The following is a 20,045-nucleotide window of genomic DNA, read 5'->3' as shown; positions in this document are numbered from 1 at the left end:
CCAGCCGGTACGGCTACCACCCCACAAGGTCCCAAACCGCCATCTCCTCGTCAGGTTTGGCCACCACGACGGACTTCCTGCCGTTGAACTGACCGATCGCCAGGGCGGTGGCGCGCCCGCTCGACGCGGGCAGGTCCCTGACCCGCCTGCAGGTGCGCGGATCCCAGACGCTCAGCCCGTCGATGCCGGTGACCAGCGCGCCCTTGGTCAGCGCGAAGTCGTCGATGGGCACGGCCGGGGAAGTCCTCTTGGAAGGGATCTTCACGGTGCACCGCTGCCGCTGCCCCTCCTGGTCGTAGATCTTCACGCCGACCCCCTCGACGCGGACCGCGACCAGCCCGTCGGCCGCCTCGACGCCGGAGGCGGGCGACCCCGACTCGACGACCGCCCCGGGCTGGACCTTGGTGCTGCTCCACGGGTCGATGCGCTGCAGGATTCCCTTGCTCATGACCGCGAACACGTTCGTGCCCGCGCCCGCCCAGGCCACGTCGTGGACCGACTGGCCCACCCGCCACAGGCTCGACTGCTTGCCGCTGGCCAGGTCCCAGGCCTGCATGCGGCCGTCGGCGCAGCTCACGTACGCGGCGGCGCCCTTCTGCGAGGGCACGACGGACATCGCCGCCCGTCCCCTGCCCCTGCACGCCTTGATCGTCTCCACGGCGTTGCCCCGCCGAGGCTGCCACACGCGGACCGCTCCGTCGGCCGCCGACCACACGACGGCCTGCCTGGTGCCGATCTTGGTGAAGGCCAGCGAGCCGACGTCCCCGGCGCCCATCGGGACGGAGTTGATGATCTCGCCGCCGTTGGGGTCCCACAGCTCGATGCGCTTGCTGCTCTCGTTGGCCGCGGCCACCAGGCTCCCGTCGCCCAGGGAACCGAGCGCGATCTTGGAGATCTGGTTCTCGAGGTCGCCGAACGCCGTCATGCGCTGGCCAATGTCCGCCGAGGAGCCCGCTCCGTCGTCGCCCGCGGTCACCCCGCCGCCGCGTATCGTCAGCCCGATCGCGCCGCCGAACATCACCACGAGGACCAGGCCCGCCGCCGCCATGCGCCGCCTGCGCCGCCTGACCCGCCGTAGCACGGGCCTGGTCTCCTCCGCGCGCCTGGTCAGGGTCGTGAGCACCTGGGCCGCGCCGGGCCGGTGGGCGGGGACCTTCGCCAGGCATGAGGTGAGCACCGAGCGCAGCGGCTCCTCGATGCCCGACAGGTCGGGAGAGGCGTTGAGAATGCGGTGCATGACCGCCGGGATCGAGTCGCCGCCGAACAACGACGTGCCGGTGGCGGCGTAGGCCATGGTGGAGGCCCAGGCGAACATGTCCGAGGCCGGCGTCACGCTCTCGCCGGAGATCTGCTCGGGCGCCATGTAGCCGGGCGTGCCGACGACGGAGCTGGTGGCGGTCGTGGCCGACTCGGGAGTACGCGCGACGCCGAAGTCGATCACCCGCGGCCCGTCGGGACCCATGAGCACGTTGTTCGGCTTGAAGTCGCGGTGCACGATCTGGGCCTCGTGGATGGCGGCCAGCGACCGCGCGGTGGCGGTGGCCAGCCCCGTGAGCGCCGCGCCGCTCATCGGCCCGTTCTGGGCCACGTACTGCTGGAGCGACGGGCCGTCCACGAACTCGCTGATCAGGTACGGCCGGTCGTCCAGGACCCCGGCCTCGATGATCCGGGCCGTGCCATGCCCGGCGACCTTCTCCGCGGTCTGCGCCTCGGCCAGGAAGCGGCGTACGGCCCGGCGGTCGTTGACCAGCCGGGCGTGCAGCACCTTCACCGCGACCTGGCCCCGCTCGGCGTCCTCCCCCAGGTACACCGAGCCCTGCCCGCCGTCGCCGAGCACGCCGACCAGGCGGTATCCCGCCACTTCACGAGGTTCGCCCGATCTCAGGCGGCGCACCTCAGCCATTCGTCACTCCCCCTGTAAAGCCCCCGGACGATCCTGACATCTCCCGACATATCCCGCCACTCGGGTTGCTTCGGATCATGTGGTGCTCAGGTGGCGCGGGACTCCCAGTTGCGCACGCGCTCGCGGTAGTCGCGGGCCGCCGCGCGCAGCTCCGCCTCCGGGTCGAGGCCGGCCTCCTGGGCCCGGCGCACCAGGTCGAACAGCTCGCGGGCCACCCCCTGGCCCACCGCCTGCGCCAGCGCCTCGGGGGCGCCGGACCGTTCGGCCCGCCGGACGAGCTGGGCGGCCAGCGACAGCGACGGCTGGCCCATCGGCACGCCGTCCAGGATCGACTCGGTGCCCTTCTCGGCCCGCTCGGCGGCCTTGATGGCCTCCCAGTTGTCGTTCACCTCGTCGGCGGTCTCCGCCCTGACGCCGCCGAACACGTGCGGGTGCCGCCTGACCAGCTTCTCGACGATGCCCTCCGCGACGTCGTCGATGTCGAACGACTCGGCCACCCGCGCGTGGAAGACCACCTGCAGCAGCAGGTCCCCGAGCTCCTCGCGCAGCGCCGGGTAGTCGCCGTGCTCGATCGTCTCCAGGACCTCGTACGCCTCCTCCAGCAGATACGGCACCAGCGTCTCGTGCGTCTGCTTGCGATCCCAGGGGCATTCGACCCGCAGCCGGTCCATCACACCGACCAGGTCGAGCACCCGGGCTCCCGGCAGGTCGTAGGAGCCGGGCACGATCTCGATCACCGGCGGCTCGTCCAGCGCCAGGGCGGCGTGCCCGGCCGCGCGCAGGAATTCCTCGTCGTCCATGGCCAGCCAGACGAGCGTGGCGCCCACGGCCCGCCGTACCAGCTCGGCCGGATTCTGCGGGCTGACCGTGACCTCGACGCCCGCCTCGGCGAGGTAGGGCAACTGCGGGTGGGCGGCCGAGGCGGTCAGCACCTCGCCCGAGCGCAGCGCCTGCCACGCCTGGTGGCTGAGCAGGCCGGGGGCGACCCTGGGCGAGGTGGTGACGACGATGAGCGGCATCGCTCAGCCCTGCGGCTGCTGTTGCTGCTGCTGGGGCTGCTGGGTGGGCGTGAGCTTGCCGAAGCGGCCCGTGTCGACGAACATCGACGGGTTCTCCTGCGTCGGCTGCGTGTTCAGCTGGCCGTAGCGCGGGCTGTAGGTGACCTTGACGGTCGTGAACTCCGAGCGGAGCTTCTCGATCGCCTGCTGGTTCTGGGCGCCGCCGAGCTGCTGGAGGATCTTCTGGATCGACAGCTCGCCGCGCAGGTAGTCGCGGGCATCGCCCGGAGGCACGCCCTTCGACAGCAGGTTCATCGCCGGAGTCTGCTGCTGGCCCGGGTCCTTCAGCGCGGTGTCGATCTCCGACTCGCTCACCTGGACCTTGTACCTCTGCGCGAGCTGGCGGTACACCACCTCGTTCGTCATCCGGAACAGGACGAACTGGTTGAGCGGCACCTGGAGCGCGCTCGCGTCCAGCCGCGCCGCGGTCAGCGCCTTCTCATACTGCTGGACCTCGGAGTTGAGGTCCTTCGCCGCGATGCGTTCCCCACCGACGACGGCGGCGGCGCCCGCCTCGACCGGGCTGGAGCAGGCGGTCAGCGCGACACCCACCGCGGCGGCGGCCACGGCCACTCGAATCGACTTCACGTGCATCCTTTCCGACAAAAACCGGCGCTAGCTTACCCGTGCGGGCTCCAGGAACATCGCCTCGACCAGATCCCCGCACCATTTGAGCAGGTCGAGGTCGCGAAGCGGCTGCCCGCCCACCGGCTTGGTCTTCGGCATCGGCACCAGGAGCGTCTCCGCCGCCTGCTTGTAGATGGCGCTCTTGTACAACCGGTCCAGGCGGACCTGCTGCGACTCCTTCAGCACGACCGGGCCGAACTTGATGTTCTGCCCCTGCAGCGTCACGTCCGTGAGCCCCGCCTGGCGGGCCCTGAGCCGGAAACGTGCCACCGCCAGGAGGTTCTCGACCTGCACGGGCGGCTTGCCGTACCGGTCGGTGAGCTCGGCGCGCACCTCGTCGATGCCGAGGTCGGAGGCGATCGCGGCGATCCGCTTGTAGGCCTCCAGCCGCAGCCGCTCCGAGGTGACGTAGTCGTGCGGGATGTGCGCGTTGATCGGCAGCTCGACCTTCACGTCGTGCTGCTCCTGCACGACCTGCTGCCCCGACAGCTTCGCCTTCTGCTCCTGTACGGCTTCCGCCATCAACCGGACATAGAGATCGAAGCCCACCCCGGCGATGAACCCCGACTGCTCGGCCCCCAGCACGTTGCCCGCGCCGCGGATCTCCAGGTCCTTCATCGCGACATACATGCCGGCGCCCATCTCGGTGTGCTGGGCGATCGTGGCCAGGCGCTCGTGCGCGGTCTCGGTCAGCGGCTTCTCCGGCGGATACAGGAAGTAGGCGTAGCCGCGTTCTCGGCCCCGGCCCACGCGTCCGCGTAGCTGGTGGAGCTGGGACAGGCCGTAGTTGTCCGCCCGGTCGACGATGAGCGTGTTGGCGTTGGGCACGTCGAGTCCGGACTCGACGATCGTGGTGCACACGAGCACGTCGTACTCGCGCTCCCAGAAACCCACCATGATCTTCTCAAGCTGGTGCTCGTTCATCTGGCCGTGCGCGACCGCGACGCGCGCCTCGGGCACGAGCTCCTTGACGCGCGCGGCCACCCGGTTGATGGAGGCCACCCGGTTGTGCACGAAGAAGATCTGGCCGTCGCGCATGAGCTCGCGGCGGATCGCGGCGGTGAGCTGCTTCTCGTCGTAGGGGCCGACGAAGGTGAGGATCGGGTGCCGTTCCTCCGGCGGGGTGAGGATCGTGGACATCTCACGGATGCCGGTCAGGCCCATCTCCAGCGTGCGCGGGATCGGCGTGGCCGACATCGCCAGCACGTCCACCTGCGTGCGCAGGTGCTTCATGGCCTCTTTGTGCTCGACGCCGAAGCGCTGCTCCTCGTCGATGATGATCAGGCCGAGGTCCTTGAAGCGCACCTCGGGGCTGAGCAGGCGGTGGGTGCCGATGACGATGTCCACCGCGCCCGAGCGCAACCCCTCCAGCGTGCCCTTGACCTCGCCGTCGGTCTGGAAGCGGGAGACCGGCTTGAGCGAGACGGGGAAGCTGGAGAACCGCTCGGTGAACGTCGACATGTGCTGCTGCACCAGCAGCGTCGTGGGCACCAGCACCGCGACCTGCTTGCCGTCCTGCACCGCCTTGAAGGCCGCGCGCACCGCGATCTCGGTCTTGCCGTAGCCGACGTCGCCGCAGATGAGGCGGTCCATGGGGACGCCGCGCTCCATGTCGCGCTTGACCTCGTCGATGGCCTCAAGCTGGTCGCCCGTCTCGGCATACGGGAAGGCGTCCTCCATCTCGCGCTGCCACGGCGAGTCGGCGGCGAAGGCGTGGCCCGGGCTGGCCATGCGGGCGCTGTAGAGCCTGATCAGCTCGCCGGCGATCTCCTTGACGGCCTTCTTGGCCTTGGCCTTGGCCTTGTTCCAGTCGGCGCCGCCCATGCGGTTGAGCGTGGGGGCCTCGCCGCCCACGTACCTGGTGACCTCGTCGAGCTGGTCGGTGGGCACGTAGAGGCGGTCGCCCTTGGCGTACTCGATGACCAGATACTCCCTGGTCGCGCCCTGGACCGTGCGCTGGACCATCTCGACGTAGCGGCCGACGCCGTGCTGCTCGTGCACCACGTGGTCGCCGACCTTGAGCTGGAGCGGGTCGACCATGTTGCGCCGGCGGCTGGGCAGGCGGCGCATGTCCTTGGTGGAGGCCTTCTGCCCGACGAGGTCGAGGTGGGTGAGGACGGCGAGGTCCTTGGTGACGAAGCCGTGCTCGATGAGGCCGGTGGTGACGTGGACGACCTTGGGCTCCGGCGCCTTGTCCAGATACTTCTGCAGACGGGCGGGAACGTCCACGCCCTTGAGCAGTTCGACCATGCGCTCGGCCGAGCCCATGCCCTCGCTCAGCAGCACGACCGCCTTGTCCTCCGCCAGCCAGCCCTTGATGTCGGCCAGCGCCCGCGCGGTGTCGCCCCGATACGCCTCGGAGTCGTGCGCGTCCAGCTCCACCCCGGATCCGAACGGCGCCAGCGTCCACCACGGCTGCCCCAGCGCGTCGGCGTGCCCGCGCACGTCGTCAAGCGTCCTGAAGGCCGCGGCGCCGAGATCGATGGGCGCCTCGCCACCGGCCGCCGCGTTGATCCACGACGCTTCGAGAAACTCCTGAGAAGTCCGGACGAGCTCCTCTGCCCGCCCGCGAATCCGCTCCGGATCACACACGAACACCGCCGACCGCGCCGGAAGATGATCGACCAGCAGGTCCATCTCCCCCGCCAGCACCGGCGCGAACGCCTCCATCCCCTCCACCGGCAGCCCCTCGGCCAGCTGGTCGAGCACCTCCGCCAGCGAAGGATGCTCCTCCCCCAGCGCCCTGGCCCGCTCACGCACCTCCGGCGTCAGCAGCAGCTCCCGGCACGGCGGCGCGAACAACCCGTCCTCCGCCGCCTCCAGCGAACGCTGGTCGGCCACCTTGAACCAGCGGATCTCCTCGACCGTGTCGCCCCAGAACTCCAGCCGCAGCGGATGCTCCTCCGTAGGCGGGAACACGTCCAGCAGCCCGCCACGAACCGCCACCTCACCGCGCCGCTCCACCATGTCCACGCGGTGGTAGCCGTTGGTGACCAGCCGGTCCACCACGTCGTCGAGATCGGCGTCGTCACCCGCCCGCAGCCGGATCGGCTCCAGATCGCCGAGCCCCTTCACGATGGGCTGCAGAAGCGCGCGCACCGGCGCCACGATCACGCTGAGCGGCCCGGCCGAGACGTCACCGCTCACCGGATGCGCCAGCCTCCTGAGCACCGCCAGCCGCTGGCCGACGGTGTCGCTGCGCGGCGAGAGCCGTTCGTGCGGCAGCGTCTCCCAGGCGGGGAAGACGGCGACGGTGCCGGGCTCGATCAGGCTCGTCAGCGCCGCCGCCAGGTCCTCGGCTTCACGCCCGGTCGCGGTGACGGCCAGCACCGTCCGCTGGTCATGGCCGACCAGCGCGGCCACCCCGAACGGGCGCATGGCCGCGGGCGCGACCAGCGCGACATCGCCACCCTCCTCGAGAGCGGCGGTCAACTTGGGATCGGCGGCAACAAGGTCAAGCAGTCCGGAAAGACTCATCCACAGCCCCACGCAACATGATCACCCCAGCCCGGGGCAACACGACTACCCCCGGCCTGCATCGGTCGCGGGGGTCACCCCCACCCTACTGTCCGCCCCCAATCCCCTCCCCGCCCCATCTCCTCTTCGCTGTGGGTCCTGTCTTCTTCGCTGTGGCTCCTGCCCCTCCCCCCGGTCCCCGCCTCCCTCCCCCCGGTCCCCGCCTCCCGCCCTCTCGTCCCCTCCTCCCGCCCTCTCGTCCCCTCATCTCCCCGTCCCTTGCCTCCCTTGCCTCCCCTTCTCCTCGCCGACTGCACATCCCGTGGTCTGCTCCTGCCCCGCCGCGCTTCCTCGCGTCCGGCCCATCCCTTACGGCTGCGCCACACCACCGCCTCCCACCGACGCGGGCGAAACGTCCGTGCAAGGTCGCCCGGCAGTCGGACATACGCACCGCCGTAACGGCGCCCGTTCACCACCCGCGCCGCCCCGCATCCAGGTGGCGCGTCGTGCCCAGGCAGCCAGCTCCCGGTGGCAACCCCGCTTGGCAGGTCACCGCGAGAGATCAGCGGATGAACCCGAACGGCAGGCGGGCAAAGTGGCGGACCGCTTGAGGTTGGGGGTTGGGGTTCGGGGTTCGGGGTTCGGGGTTGGGGGTTGGGGTTCGGGGGTTCGGGGTTGGGGGTTGGGGGTTGGGGTTCGGGGGTTCGGGGTTGGGGGTTGGGGTTGGGGGTTCGGGGTTGGGGTTAGGTCGGGTGGGGGTTAGTCGGGTGGGGGGAGGAGGGCTTCTGAGCCCATGGGGAGGAAGCCGGCGGCGAGGAAGGCGCGGACGCTGGCGGCGTTGCCCGGGGCGACCTGGGCCCAGACGGGTTCCGGGGTCAGGTGGCGGGCGGCGGTGGCCAAGGTGCGGCCCAGGCCTCTGCCCCGGTGTTCGGGGGCGATCTCCACGGCGGCCTCCCAGCGGCCCGCCACGCCTCGGCCCAGGACGAGGAGGCCCCCCTGGCAGCCCCACGCGCGTACGCCGTCGCGGTGGCGGTGGGCTCGCGCGACCCTCGGGTGGGCGCGGCTGGTGACCTCGGCCAGGGCGGCCGCCGGGGGGCCGGGCAGGGGCTGGGCGAGGAGGAGCATGTCCAGGCCGTCCACGCGGCGGCCTGTCTTGCGTTCCAGGGCGCGAAGGAAGGGCGGGTTCAGCGGCGCCGACAGGTCGCCTTCCGGCAGGCGGGCGCGCAGCCAGATGGGGTGAAGGTCGGCGAAGACCACGGTGTGGGCGGTGAAGGCGATGATGCCCAGGTCTCGGGTGGTGGGTTGCGGGAGGAGGTCCACGGCTCCGTCGGGAGCGGGCAGTTGTCCGGCCGCCACGCCGTCAAGGAGGTCCTTCAGCGTCTCCACTCCGACATTTCACCAGATTTATCCCTACTTGCCGCGTTACGAGTCGGTCCCGATTCACAGCTTCCGCTCAGGTCAGGTTCACGGCTTCTGCTCGGTCCCGGTTCACGGCTTCTGCTGGCCTCCGGTTCACGGCTTCTGCTCGGTCCCGGTGCACGGCTTCTGCTGGCCTCCGGTTCACGGCTTCCGCTCGGTCCCGGTGCACGGCTTCCGCGCGCTCCCAGTTCGTGGTTTCCGCGCGGGTGGTGAAACAGGCGTCGTCGCGGCGGCGCGTTTGTCCGGCTGCCGGGCGACCTTGCACGGAGGCGCGCCCATGGCGGCGGGGGGCGTGGGGGCGGCTTGCCGTAACGGATGGGCGTGGAACGAGACGCGAGGGGAACCAAGGCGCCCTGCCACAACGGACCGGCTTGAGCAAAGACGCGGCGCGAGGCGGACGGGTGGCGGAGGCGCGGTCGGGCACCGCGCGGGAGCTTTGGCGCAGGACGGGAGGCAGTGGGCGGGAGGTTGCGTGCAGGGGTGGTGGAAGCGGGCGAACGGGGGTCGTGGGGGAAAGGGGGCTGGGAAGAGAGGAGAAATGCGCAACTAAGAGCGATCGAGTGATTACTGTTGGTGACATGTCAGAGGTGCGTGCGGTCGCTCTGCGGGGCGACCTGTTTGGTCAGCGGATCCGCGAGCAGTGGACCGAGCAGTTGGGGCGGCGGCTCGACATTCTCATCGCCGGGTGCGCGCGTGACGAGCCGCTCCTTCTGGAGCGCATGGAGACCAGGGTCACGGGGGTCGATGAGGAGCTGCCGGCTGTCCGGGCGGTCGTCGAGGGGCGGCAGGACCTGGCCTCGTGGGCGCTGGGTGACATGCGGTCGGTGCCGATGCCGCCGCGGTCGTTCGACGTGATCCAGCTGACGTTTCTGCTGGAGCGGATCCAGCATGCCGAGCTGGTTCTCGACCGCATGCTCCAGGCCCTGCGGCCGGGCGGGCTGGTGCTGCTCAGGATGCGCGATCGGCGTTCCGCCTACGGGTGGTGCGATCGGGCCGTTCCGTCGTGGCTGCGTTCGCTGCTCTGGAAGCGGCTGGTCGCCGAGGGCACTCCGGGGCCGCTGCCGGCGGTGTACGAGCCGATCACCTCGCGCGACGGCATGCACGCCTTCTGCCTCACCCGCGGCCTGATGATCACCGACGATCAGACGGCGACCACCGGCCCCGCCATGGGGCGGATCGGGAGCGCGGCCGTCGCGCTCGTGGACAAACTCACGCGCGGCCGCCTCCCGTCCGCTCACGACGAGGTGACGATGGTCATCCGCAAGCCCCAGAACCACTTCGCCCGGCTCATCTAGGCGTCAGCACCCAGACCCAGGGGTCCTCCTTCGTCTCGTCCTTGTAGCCGCTGAGCTGCTGCTTCATCGAGCCGTCCACGCCCATCAGCGTCAGCGCCGAATGAAACTCGTTGTCACATTCGCCCGCGCATCGCAGGCCAAGGACGCTCTCGTCGTCGGCCCATGCGTGGAGTTGCAGCGCCCGCTGCCTGCCGACGACGCGGCCGGTCGCCTTGTCGGTGATCGAGGTGGGCAGGCCGGCGTCGCCGAGCAGCAGGGCGCCGTTGGGCGACAGCGCAGTGACGCCTCCGCTGGAGTACTCCTCCTGGGGCGCCTCGTGCGGACGTCCGTCGAGGGTGAAGTACACACGGTTCGGCTGGCCGCCGCGGCCCTCCCAGACCAGCGTGCCGTCCTGGCTCCAGGAGAAATTCTGCGAGCCGTTGGGGAGGATGTTCCTGTCGATGGGCATGGGGCGGAACGCCACCCTTTTCGTCGGCACGTCCACGACGTAGAAGCCGGTGCGGGTCGTCGGTTCCTCCGTTGTGGTGTTGGGGTCAATCCGCTTCCAGCGCATGGGGTACTCGGTGTAGGCGGTGGCCAGCAGCTTCGTGCCGTCGGGTGACCACTTCAGGCCGATGACGTCCTGGTCCAGCTCGATCCAGGTCAGGAACTGCCCGGTGTTCAGGTCGAGTATGCCGATCCTGCGCCCCATCACCTCGCCTTCGAGCACGGCGGCCACCTGCAGGCCGGGCGCCACGTCCAGCCACGCGTAGGGGGTCTTCTCATAGGTGCCGGTCCGGGGGTTCAGCAGCCACCAGGTATGGCGGCGCCGCTCCCAACGGCCGCCCAGTTTCTCCGTCGTGTACACGAAGTATGAGGAGATCGCGTAGTTCCCCGCCGCGATCATGTTCCTGGGCGGGACGTTGTCCACGTCCGTCCGCACGTCCGTCGGCGCCGGTGACGGCCTGGCGGGCAACGTCACCTCGGTCGCGGGCTTGATCACGATGTCTCCCTCTCCCGGCACGATCATCGCCACCACGGCCAGCGCCGCCGCGACCCCCACCGCCAGCGCGCCGTAGACCCAGGGTCGCCGGGCACGCCGCCGTAGCGCCCGGTCGGCCAGGTCGTGCGGCACCTGGACCTCGTCGGCCCACTCGCCCATCACCTCGCGCAACTTATTCGTCATCCCACTACCTCCAGCTCCGGGAAGAGCTCCCGCAACTTGGCGAGCGATCGGTGTGCGGTGCTCCGCACGGTCCCGACCGAGCAGCCCAGCACCTTGGCCACCTCGTGGTCGGGCAGGTCCTCGAAGTAGCGCAGCACCACGACCGTCCGCTGCCGCGGGGTCAGCCTGGCCAGCGCGCCGCGTAAGACCATGCGCAGTTCGCTCTGGTGGGTGGCGTCCGCTTCCGCCAGGTCGGGCACCTCCGGGCGCACCACCTCCGGTCGCCGTCCGGCCGCGCGCCACCAGCTCACCTGCTGGCGGTACATGATCTGGCGTACATATGCCTCGGGCGTGCTCACGCGCCGCCATTTCCCCGCGAGTTTGGACAGCGCGATCTGCACCAGGTCCTCCGCCGCGTGCTGGTCACCGCCGGTCAGCAGGAACGCCAGCCGCATCAGGGCTGGAGACCGTGCCGCGACGAACTCGCGGAAGGCTGGTTCGTCCACGTTCACCTCCAATGGGTCACCCCTGAGACGCCGCATGCACCGTCCCGCTATGCCTGCCGCACGCTAGAGTTCCTTCCTACCGATTCACTTGGGATGGAATACGTGGAGTTCACCCCAGACGAGCGCGAACTCGCCGATCTCGAGCTTCTCCTGTCGGGGGCCTTCGAGCCGCTCAAGGGCTTCCTCGGGCACGACGACCTGCACTCCGTCGAGGAGCGCGGCACCTTGGCCGACGGTACGCCCTGGCCGGCGCCGGTGGCGCTCCACCTGCCCGAGCAGGCCGGACCCGGCGACGAGGTCACCCTTCTCGACCCGGAAGGCCTGCCGCTGGCCGTGGTCACCGTGACCGGGCAGGGCGCCACCGGGCCGCTCAGGAGCCTCAACCCGCCGGAGCACGGGCCGTTCGCGCGGCTGCGCCGTACCCCTGAGCAGGTCCGCGCCGAGCTGGGCGGGCGCGAGACGCTCGCGGTCACGATGCGCGGCCCTCTCGACGACCTCGGTGAGGTCGTCGCCACCGCCAAGGAGCTCGGCGCGCGCATCCTCCTTCTTCCTCTCGCGTACGGCGAAGCCGGCCCGGCCGTCGTGCGAGCCGCACTCAAGGCCAAGAACCAGCTCCCCGAGGACACCCTCGTCGTCCCCGTGCCACTCGCGCCGCGCGAGGAACCCGAGCTCGACCTCGAACTACGCGAGCACGTCGCCGCCGCCTACGGAGCCACCGAGCACCTGGCCGGCCCGGAACCCGTGAAGATCCCCGGACCGCCGCACCGGCGCGGGCTGGTGGTGTTCTTCACTGGTCTGTCCGGTTCGGGGAAGTCCACGATCGCCCGCGGGCTGCGCGACGCCCTGCTCGAAGAGGGCGGCAGGACGATCACCTACCTCGACGGGGACGTGGTGCGGCACCTGCTGTCGAAGGGACTGACGTTCTCCAAGGAGGACCGCGACCTCAACATCCGGCGCATCGGCTTCGTCGCCGCCGAGACCGCGCGGCACGGCGGCCTGGCCATCTGCGCCCCGATCGCCCCCTACGCACGGACCCGGGACGAGGTGCGGGCCATGGTGGAGGGGGTCGGGGCGGACTTCCTGCTGGTCCACGTGGCCACCCCGCTGGAGGAGTGCGAGCGGCGCGACCGCAAGGGCCTGTACGCCAAGGCCCGCTCCGGCGCCATCCCGTCGTTCACCGGCGTCTCCGATCCGTATGAGGAGCCCGAGGACGCCGACCTCACGATCGACACCACGCACCTCTCGATCGAGGCGGCGGTGTCGCGGGTGCTGGACACCATGCGCGCCGGGCGCTGGATCCGCTGACGTTCAGGGGCGCGGGACCCGGGTGGAACGGAAGTAGGGGTCGCGGGCCAGGTCGGTGAAGGCTCGGCGGCCCTCAGGGGTGGTGTCGAAGCGCGTGTCGCCGCGCGGCGCCTTCGGGGAGTCGAAGTAGACCAGCGCCCTGATCTGCGGATAGTGCTTGATCTGGGCCCGGACCGACTCGTAGAAGGCACGTTTGAACGCGCGGTCGCTCCAGCGCTCGAAGACGCCCCATTCGGCGACCATGATGGGCTTGCCGGGGAAGCGCCACTGCATCCACCGGTAGAAGCCCGGCCAGCCGGGGTAGTCCTTGCGGGTCTTGTTGACCAGTCCGGCCAGGTCGCGGACGTTGTCGTCGGCGTAGGGGTCCATGGCGACCCAGTCGACGACGTCGTCACCCGGGTACAGGTTCTGGAACCAGGACTTGGCCGCCCAGTTGGGCGCGCCCATGTAGGTCATGACGGTGATGGCGTTCTTCACGCCCTTCTCCCGCAGCCGGAGCACCACGTGCCGGTACATCGCGGCGTAGTCGGCCGCCTGCATGCCGGAGCCCGCGGAGGGCACGACGTCGTTCTCCGGTTCGTGGTGGACCGTGAGGAAGAAGCGCTCGGGGAACGTGTCGCGGACGTGCGCCGCCAGGCGGTCGATCCTGCGGTCGAGCGCGCCGTCGGCGATCTCGGCCCACGTGTGCTCGAACGAGGGCTTCCAGTTGATGAGCAGCATGCGCGGTTTGAGGGGGTCTCGGGCGAGCTCGACCTCCTTGTCCGTGGGAAACAGCTCCTTCCCCCGGTGGTAGACGTGCACGATGTCGGCGGTCGCGCCCATCCGCTCTTCCGCTTTGTGTACGGCCCTGCCGACCGGCAGCCCGGTGAAGATCTCGGGCGCCATGCCCCACCAGGCGCCGCACGACGGGATGAGCTTGGCCGTGACCGCGCAGGCGGGCGACCTCCCGATGCCCAGCCGTCCGTTGACCCGGGCGGCGTCGCCGGTGCCCGGATCGCGGACGCCCTCGGCGCCGCCGCAGGCCGCGACCGGCAGGAGGGCGCCGATAAGCAGCACCCTCATCCCGATTTTTCGGCTTTTAATGAGAATTCCCCGTTGAAACACGTCGACCCCTTTGTCCTTCCTCCCGGGACCCCCACCCCGGGGTAAAACAACGTTGCAACTTTGCCACGGCCGGCCGACACTTTCAGCCAGTGCCACCTTCCCGGTTCCCCACTGTCGAGGTGGTTCGATGCGCGGGAAATCGCAGGTACACTCGGGGAACCGAGCTTGCCGAGAGCGCCGATCAGTCACCGCGGAATCCACTCCGCCGCCAATTCCTTTCGCCCGATTTTGAGTGGCATTTCCCTATTATCTTGGGACATTTCCGGGCGGATGGCGGAGCCGTACCGGAGAAAATCTTCCGTATTCAAACGGGGCAATATCCGCGCGCCCTATAGTGACGCAGAGTCGCCGATCGGAAGCACGGGGTAAACACTTCCATGAGCCCGCCGCCGGCCGTCCAGGCCCGTAGCTCCGGCACGGACCTGGCGGAGCACCTGTCGCTGCTCCGCAGGCGCAAGCTGCTCTTCACCGGCTGCCTGCTGGCCGCGGTCGCCGCCGCGCTCGGCCTCTGGAGGCTCGTACCACCCGCCTACACCGCGACCACCGAGGTGCTGGTCGCCCCGGTCGGCGTCCAGGAGCAGAACAACCAGGTCACCAGCCGTCAGCGCGAGGCGCTCAATCTCGACACCGAGGCGCGGGTCGCGCAGTCGGCCGTCGTGGCGGCCATGACGGCGACGGCGCTCAAGGTCCCGGTGGCCGAGCCGGCCGAGGTGAGCGTGCCGCCCAACTCCTCGGTGCTGGCGATCGCGGTCACCGCGGCGGACCCGCTGACGGCCGTCGCGCAGTCGCGGGCCTACGGGCAGGCGTATCTGACCCATCGCACCGAATCCGCGCAGACCGCGCTCGCCGCCCAGCAGAAGGCGCTCCTGGCCAAGCTCAAACAGGTCAACTCCGCCCTCGGCGACACCGCCGAGCAGGTGACCAAGCTGCGCAGGGGCACCGCCGGCCACGCCGTCGCCACCCACCGGCAGAGCGTGCTCAACCGGCAGGCCCTCAGCCTGACGATGAAGTACGACAGCCTGAAGACGGTCGCCATCACGCCGGGCACGGTGATCAGCGAGGCGGCCACGCCGACCGCGCCCAGTGCCCCCAGCCTGCCGCTGTATCTCGGCGCGGGCCTCATGCTCGGCCTGCTGTCCGGCTCCGCCGCCGCCTACGGCCGCGACCGGCTCGACACCCGGCTGCGCCGCGCCGCCGACGTCGAGCGGCTGACCGGCGTCGCCGTCCTGGCCGACCTGTCCGATCAGGTCAAGGTCCTGGACAAGGGCACGCTCCACGACCTGGCCTCCTCGGTGGTCGCGGCATGTCCCGGCAAGCGACTGCTGGTCAGGGTGGTTCCGCCGGGTCCGGGCGCCCACGCCCTGGCCGTCCCGCTGTCCGCCCGTGCCCCGCTGTCGGTGCTCAGCGGCGAGGACGTGAACGACCTGGCCAAGGCCGACGCGGCGATCCTCCTGATCACGTTGCGCAAGGCGGCGGGCGGGGACGTCGCGGCAGCCGTACGCCATCTGAGCAGGCACAACGTGCCGATCATCGGCGCGGTGACCTGCACGGGCGACCTCCCGGCACCGCCGGCGAAGTCCAGGGCGCTGCCGAAGCTGTCGCAGACCCTCGACAAGCTCGTCGTCCCCGCGCCCGCGCCGGAACCCGAGACCACCCCCATGCCCGCCGTCACCGACACTCCGGGCCCCAAGCCGTGAAGGATCCTGCGTGGCCGATCGCCGCGCTTCTCGTCGGCTACCCCGTGTGGTGGGCCCTGGGCTTCGGCGGGCTGTCGGTCGTGGTGATGGCGGTGCCGATGGCGGTCATCCTGTGGCGGCGCCGGCCCATCAGGCTGCCTCGCGGCGCGGGGCTGTGGGTGCTGCTGCTGGCCGGCTACCTGGTCAGCGGCCTGGCGCTGGCCGAGGCGCCGCCCGGCACCTACGGCGGCCTCGGGCCGGGGCGGCTGATCGGCTACGGCATGCGGTTCGCGCTCTACGCCTCCCTGTTCGTCGTCGTCCTCTACCTGGGCAACCTCACGAAACAGGAGCTGTCGCAGCTGCGGCTGGTGCGGATGCTGGGCGTGCTGTTCGTCTGGACGGTGGCCGGCGGGCTGCTCGGCGTCCTGTTCCCGAAGTTCGCCTACACCTCGCCGGTCGAGTACGTGCTGCCCGGCTGGATCGCCGACAACTCCTTCGTGCAGAACCTCATCCACCCCACCGCCGCCCAGACGCAGAAGGTGCTCGGCTACGGCCTGCCCCGCCCCGAGGCCCCCTTCGAATGGGCCAACGCCTGGGGCAGCAACCTGTCGATCCTGCTGGTCTGGTTCGTGGTCGGCTGGTGGGTGTACGGCGGGCGGCACCGCAAGGCGGCAGCCGTGGTGCTGATCTGCCTGGCCGCCGTCCCCGTCGTGTACTCGCTCAACCGCGGCCTGTGGATCGGGCTCGGCCTGGCCGCCCTCTACCTCGTGGTCCGGGTCGGCGGCCGGACCAGGCTCACCGTCTGCGCGATCGCCGCCGCCGCAGCGCTGGCCTTCGCGCTCAGCCCACTGGCCGCGCTGGTCATCCAGCGCCTGGACAACCCGCACTCCAACGACATCCGGGCGTTCACCGTCTCGGCGACGATCGAGGCCGCCGCCCACTCCCCCGTGATCGGCTTCGGCAACACGCGCAACGCCACCGGCAACCACCGCACGATCACCACCGGCAAGACCGACTGGTGCGCCGGCTGCGGCCATCCTCCGCTGGGCAGCGACGGGCAGCTCTGGCTGCTGCTCATCACCCAGGGCGTCACCGGCGCCGTCCTCTACGTGGCCTTCTTCGCCGGCGCGGTGCGACGTCACTGGCGCGACCGCAGCCCCGTGGGGCTGGCCGGGGTGCTGGTGATGCTGCTCGTGCTGTTCTACATGTTCGTCTACGACGGCCTGGTCACGCCGCTCAGCCTCTACCTCATCTCCTTCGCCCTCCTGTGGAGGAACACGACATGAACGACGCGAAGATCCGGCTGCGCTATCTGGGGCAGACCGTCAGGGTGCTGTTTCCCGGTCACGGGTCGCCTCAGCCGTACAGTCTGCTGCCGCACGCGCTGCTGCCCAGGCGGCTGGCGCCGCGCCGGTGGTGGCACGCCGCGCTCGGGCCCAGGGTGATGGTTCCGGTCGAGGGGTCGATCTCGGCGTACCTGAGCGAGGTCTTCGGCGTCCGGGTCGAGACCGTCCTGCACGTACGGCCGGCCAGGCGCGCCAACCGCAAGCCGATCCTGGAGGCGCACACCGAGTCCGGGCTGATCGCCTTCGTCAAGATCGGCGATACCCCACGTGCCCAGGAACTGATCGCCAACGAGGCCGGCGCGCTCCAGCGGCTGGCCGACCTGCCGCTGAAGACGATCCAGCCGCCGACCGTCCTCCACCACTCCCGCTGGCGGGATCTGTCGGTGCTGGCGCTGTCGCCGCTGCCGGTCACGGGACGGGGCCGGGTGCCGGCGACGTTGCTGGCGCGGGCGGTCAAGGAGATCGCCGCCACCGGCGGCACCGAGCACGCCTGGCACGGTGACCTCTCCCCGTGGAACATCTGCCCGTCGGCCGACGGCCGCCTGCTGGTCTGGGACTGGGAACGGTACGAGATCGGCGTGCCGTACGGCTTCGACGCCCTTCACCACCTCTTCCAGCGCGCGCTGCGCAGGATGGACGCGCCCACCGCCGCCCGCGCCTGCCTGGCCCAGGCCGTGGGCGTGCTGGCGCCGCTCGGGCTGAGCGCCGCCGTCGCCAGGCAGACCGCCCTGTTCTACCTGATCGCGCTGGCCGACCGGCACGCCGCCGACGGCCACGAGCCGCTCGGCCCGCCGAGCACCTGGCTCAACCCGCTCGTCGACTCCCAGGAGCTGCTCACATGAACGCGATGAAGCAATCGGTGCTCGCCGTCTCGCGGACCACGGGCAGATTCACCTCGGCCGGGCGGATCCTGCCCTCCTTCCTGATCGTCGGCGCGCAGCGGTGCGGCACCACCTCGCTCTACCGCGCGCTGGCGCAGCATCCGCTGCTGCTCAAGCCGGTGCTGCACAAGGGCGTGCACTACTTCGACGTGAACCACGGGCGCGGCATGTCCTGGTACCAGGGCCACTTTCCGCTGAAGGTGGGCGCGGCACTGCTGGCGCGCAAGCACGGGCACCGGCCGCTGGCGTTCGAGTCGTCGCCGTACTACCTGTTCCATCCGCTGGCCGGTGAGCGCATCGCCCGTGACCTGCCGGAGGTGAAGCTGATCGTGCTCGTGCGCGACCCCGTGGAGCGGGCCTGCTCGGCCCATGCGCACGAGCTGGCACGCGGTTTCGAGACGGAGTCGCACTTCGAGTACGCGGTGGAGCTGGAGGACAAGCGGCTGGCCGGCGCCGAGGAACTGCTGCGCCGCCGACCGGAGGCCGTCCACCACTCCCACCGCCACCACGCCTACCTGGCCCGCGGCCGCTACGCCGAGCAGCTCGACCGCCTGGAGCCGCTGTTCGGGCAGGACCGCATCCTGGTGATCGACAGCCACCGCTTCTTCCGCACGCCCGAGCGGATCTATGACCGGGTGCTGGAGTTCCTGGGAGTCCCGCGTCTGGGCAATCCGGTGTTCGAGCGGCACAACGGGCGTCCGCTCCCCAAGCCGGTCGCGGAGTCGCTGCGGCAGACCCTGCGCGACCACTTCGAGGTCTACGACCAGCAGCTCGTGCGATGGCTGGGCGGTGATCCGTCATGGCGCCAGTGACCGGGGTACGGCGGGCGTCGCTGCGCCGGGTGGCCAGGGGCGGCGCGGCGGGGCTCACCGGGGCGGCCGCGGGGGCGGTGGCGCAGTTCGTGCTCGTGGTGCTGGTGACCAGGGCCTTCGAGGTGTCGGTTGCCGGGTCGTTCTTCACCGCGGTGGCGCTGGCGCTGATGGTCGCCGGGGTGGCCAAGCTGGACGCGGGCAACGGGCTGATCTTCTTCATCGCGCGGGCGAAGACCTTTGAGTATCGCGGCATTTCCGGATATGTCAGGGCGGCGTTGGTGCCGGGAGTGGTGCTGGCGTCGGTCGCGGGTGTCGTTCTCCATCCACAGCTGGGGATTGTCGCGCTGGTCCTGCCCGTCATGGTCGCCGCGGACATCCTGCTGGCGGCCACGCGCGGGTTCGGCGTGATGCGGCCTACCGTCCTGTTCGACGGCATCCTGCTGCCCGTCGCCCAGCTCGTCCTCGTGTCCGCGACCTGTCTGGCGTGGACACGCGGGTGGTTGCCCACAGGTTCGCCGGAGAGCTTGGCCGGGGGCTCATCGGCCTTGATGGGCTGGGCGGGGGGCCCGTCGGAGGGCTCAGGCCTGGTGGGCTCGGCGGGAGGCTCATCGGGGAGCTCGGCCCTGGTGGGATCGGCGGGAGGCTCATCGGAGGGATCGGCCCTGGTGGGATCGGCGGGGGGCTCGGCCCTGGTGGGCTCTCCGGAAGGGTGGTTGCTGGCGGCCTGGGCGGTGCCGTACCCGGTGGTGCTGGTGCTGGCGGGGTTCAGCCTGCGCGGGCGGCTGCCGCGCACCCCCTACCTGCCCGGGACCGGGCACGACCTGTGGCGCTACACCGCGCCGCGGTCGGCGGCCGGCGCGATCCAGGCGATCTTCCAGCGGCTCGACATCGTGGTCGTCGCGGCGCTGGCCGGGCCCGCCCCTGCCGCCGTCTACACCGCCGCCACCCGGTTCAAGGTCATCGGCCAGCTCGCCAACCAGGGCCTCGCCCAGGCCGCGCAGCCCCGGCTCATCCAGGCGCTCGCCCGCGGTGACCTGGTGCGCGCCCGCGAGCTCTACCAGGCCACGACCATGTGGCTGGTGCTGCTGACCTGGCCCGTCTGGCTCGGTTACGCGGCCGTCGCGCCGTGGCTGCTGCGGATCTTCGGCCAGGAGTACGGCGCGGCGGTACCCGTGGCGCTGATCCTGTCCGCGACGATGATGCTGGCCACCGCGTGCGGGATGGTCGACGTGGTGCTCACCGCCGCCGGACACACCACCTCAAGCCTCCTCAACCTGGTCGCCGCCATCGCCTGCACGCTGGCGCTCGACCTGGCGCTGATCCCGTCACACGGAGCCGTCGGCGCGGTGCTCGGCTGGTCCGGCGGCGTGATCGTCAAAAACCTGCTCCCGCTCTGGCAACTCCACCGCCGCTACGGCCTCCACCCCTTCGGCCGCCACAGCCTGACCGCCCTACGCCCCCGAACCTGGGCCACCACATGATCCCGAGCACGATCCCCCACACCCCAAGTCCG

At 70.7% G+C, this 20,045-nt stretch carries 15 protein-coding genes; 7 read left to right on the top strand and 8 right to left on the bottom strand.

The annotated features are described in order from the left end of the window. Positions 1–13 precede the first annotated feature (13 nt). The 5 genes from ACIBKY_RS22335 to ACIBKY_RS22315 all read right to left on the bottom strand — a co-directional run bounded on the left by ACIBKY_RS22335 (position 14) and on the right by ACIBKY_RS22315 (position 8,430). Positions 14–1,903 (bottom strand): WD40 repeat domain-containing serine/threonine protein kinase, encoded by a 1,890-nt coding sequence (locus tag ACIBKY_RS22335; protein WP_397098936.1) that lies wholly within the window; start codon positions 1,901–1,903, stop codon positions 14–16. Between the two features lie 86 nt (positions 1,904–1,989). Next, the gene (locus ACIBKY_RS22330) at positions 1,990–2,922 is read right to left on the bottom strand and encodes a MazG family protein (protein ID WP_397098934.1); all 933 of its coding nucleotides are present in this window, start codon (positions 2,920–2,922) and stop codon (positions 1,990–1,992) included. A gap of 3 nt (positions 2,923–2,925) precedes the next feature. Continuing rightward, positions 2,926–3,549, bottom strand: coding sequence for a SurA N-terminal domain-containing protein (locus ACIBKY_RS22325; RefSeq protein WP_397098932.1), 624 nt, complete (start codon positions 3,547–3,549; stop codon positions 2,926–2,928). A 27-nt stretch (positions 3,550–3,576) separates the two neighbouring features. Continuing rightward, positions 3,577–7,065 (bottom strand): transcription-repair coupling factor, encoded by a 3,489-nt coding sequence (mfd, locus tag ACIBKY_RS22320; RefSeq protein WP_397098930.1) that lies wholly within the window; start codon positions 7,063–7,065, stop codon positions 3,577–3,579. 738 nt (positions 7,066–7,803) lie between these two features. After that, entirely contained in the window at positions 7,804–8,430 is a 627-nt protein-coding gene (locus ACIBKY_RS22315; protein WP_397098928.1) for a GNAT family N-acetyltransferase, read from the bottom strand. A 611-nt stretch (positions 8,431–9,041) separates the two neighbouring features. On the opposite strand from ACIBKY_RS22315, the gene ACIBKY_RS22310 reads away from it, so the two are divergent. After that, positions 9,042–9,758 carry a class I SAM-dependent methyltransferase gene (locus tag ACIBKY_RS22310; RefSeq protein WP_397098926.1) on the top strand — a complete coding sequence of 239 codons (717 nt, stop codon included), beginning with the start codon at positions 9,042–9,044 and terminating at the stop codon, positions 9,756–9,758. Here the strand turns inward: ACIBKY_RS22310 and ACIBKY_RS22305 are convergent. Then, the gene (locus ACIBKY_RS22305; protein WP_397098924.1) at positions 9,751–10,923 is read right to left on the bottom strand and encodes a hypothetical protein; all 1,173 of its coding nucleotides are present in this window, start codon (positions 10,921–10,923) and stop codon (positions 9,751–9,753) included. The two genes, ACIBKY_RS22310 and ACIBKY_RS22305, sit on opposite strands and share 8 nt — an antisense overlap. Continuing rightward, positions 10,920–11,408 carry a SigE family RNA polymerase sigma factor gene (locus tag ACIBKY_RS22300; RefSeq protein ID WP_397098922.1) on the bottom strand — a complete coding sequence of 163 codons (489 nt, stop codon included), beginning with the start codon at positions 11,406–11,408 and terminating at the stop codon, positions 10,920–10,922. The genes ACIBKY_RS22305 and ACIBKY_RS22300 overlap by 4 nt, the downstream gene beginning before the upstream one ends. A gap of 102 nt (positions 11,409–11,510) precedes the next feature. Here ACIBKY_RS22300 and cysC point away from each other — a divergent pair, with 102 nt between their 5' ends. Next, on the top strand, positions 11,511–12,713 hold the full coding sequence (gene cysC / locus ACIBKY_RS22295) for an adenylyl-sulfate kinase (RefSeq protein WP_397098920.1): 1,203 nt from the start codon (positions 11,511–11,513) through the stop codon (positions 12,711–12,713). 3 nt (positions 12,714–12,716) lie between these two features. Here the strand turns inward: cysC and ACIBKY_RS22290 are convergent, their stop codons facing one another. After that, positions 12,717–13,775, bottom strand: coding sequence for a glycoside hydrolase family 26 protein (locus ACIBKY_RS22290; protein ID WP_397098919.1), 1,059 nt, complete (start codon positions 13,773–13,775; stop codon positions 12,717–12,719). A gap of 419 nt (positions 13,776–14,194) precedes the next feature. On the opposite strand from ACIBKY_RS22290, the gene ACIBKY_RS22285 reads away from it, so the two are divergent. From ACIBKY_RS22285 to ACIBKY_RS22265, 5 genes are read left to right on the top strand one after another with little or no spacing between them, the layout of a single operon-like run. Then, positions 14,195–15,514, top strand: a complete 1,320-nt coding sequence (locus tag ACIBKY_RS22285) for a Wzz/FepE/Etk N-terminal domain-containing protein (RefSeq protein ID WP_397098917.1) — start codon at positions 14,195–14,197, stop codon at positions 15,512–15,514. Continuing rightward, on the top strand, positions 15,511–16,779 hold the full coding sequence (locus tag ACIBKY_RS22280) for a hypothetical protein (protein WP_397098915.1): 1,269 nt from the start codon (positions 15,511–15,513) through the stop codon (positions 16,777–16,779). Before ACIBKY_RS22285 ends, ACIBKY_RS22280 begins: the two co-directional genes overlap by 4 nt. Beyond that, positions 16,776–17,681: a hypothetical protein gene (locus tag ACIBKY_RS22275; protein ID WP_397098913.1), complete on the top strand. Its 906-nt coding sequence runs from the start codon at positions 16,776–16,778 to the stop codon at positions 17,679–17,681. Before ACIBKY_RS22280 ends, ACIBKY_RS22275 begins: the two co-directional genes overlap by 4 nt. Next, positions 17,678–18,532 (top strand): sulfotransferase family protein, encoded by an 855-nt coding sequence (locus ACIBKY_RS22270; RefSeq protein ID WP_397098912.1) that lies wholly within the window; start codon positions 17,678–17,680, stop codon positions 18,530–18,532. Before ACIBKY_RS22275 ends, ACIBKY_RS22270 begins: the two co-directional genes overlap by 4 nt. Next, complete coding sequence (locus ACIBKY_RS22265) at positions 18,520–20,013, top strand: lipopolysaccharide biosynthesis protein (protein ID WP_397098910.1); 1,494 nt, start codon at positions 18,520–18,522, stop codon at positions 20,011–20,013. Before ACIBKY_RS22270 ends, ACIBKY_RS22265 begins: the two co-directional genes overlap by 13 nt. Positions 20,014–20,045 lie beyond the last annotated feature (32 nt).

This window comes from Nonomuraea sp. NPDC050394 (genome assembly GCF_044459065.1).
Classification (GTDB): Bacteria; Actinomycetota; Actinomycetes; order Streptosporangiales; family Streptosporangiaceae; genus Nonomuraea.
This window is presented reverse-complemented; position numbering and strand designations above follow the sequence as displayed.

Coding starts and splice junctions, on each gene's coding strand:
- ACIBKY_RS22335 (WP_397098936.1), bottom strand. CDS start 1,903: ATGGCTGAGGTGCGCCGCCTGAGATCGGGCGAACCTCGTGAAGTGGCG.
- ACIBKY_RS22330 (WP_397098934.1), bottom strand. CDS start 2,922: ATGCCGCTCATCGTCGTCACCACCTCGCCCAGGGTCGCCCCCGGCCTG.
- mfd (WP_397098930.1), bottom strand. CDS start 7,065: ATGAGTCTTTCCGGACTGCTTGACCTTGTTGCCGCCGATCCCAAGTTG.
- ACIBKY_RS22310 (WP_397098926.1), top strand. CDS start 9,042: ATGTCAGAGGTGCGTGCGGTCGCTCTGCGGGGCGACCTGTTTGGTCAG.
- ACIBKY_RS22305 (WP_397098924.1), bottom strand. CDS start 10,923: ATGACGAATAAGTTGCGCGAGGTGATGGGCGAGTGGGCCGACGAGGTC.
- ACIBKY_RS22290 (WP_397098919.1), bottom strand. CDS start 13,775: ATGAGGGTGCTGCTTATCGGCGCCCTCCTGCCGGTCGCGGCCTGCGGC.
- ACIBKY_RS22285 (WP_397098917.1), top strand. CDS start 14,195: ATGAGCCCGCCGCCGGCCGTCCAGGCCCGTAGCTCCGGCACGGACCTG.
- ACIBKY_RS22275 (WP_397098913.1), top strand. CDS start 16,776: ATGAACGACGCGAAGATCCGGCTGCGCTATCTGGGGCAGACCGTCAGG.
- ACIBKY_RS22270 (WP_397098912.1), top strand. CDS start 17,678: ATGAACGCGATGAAGCAATCGGTGCTCGCCGTCTCGCGGACCACGGGC.
- ACIBKY_RS22265 (WP_397098910.1), top strand. CDS start 18,520: ATGGCGCCAGTGACCGGGGTACGGCGGGCGTCGCTGCGCCGGGTGGCC.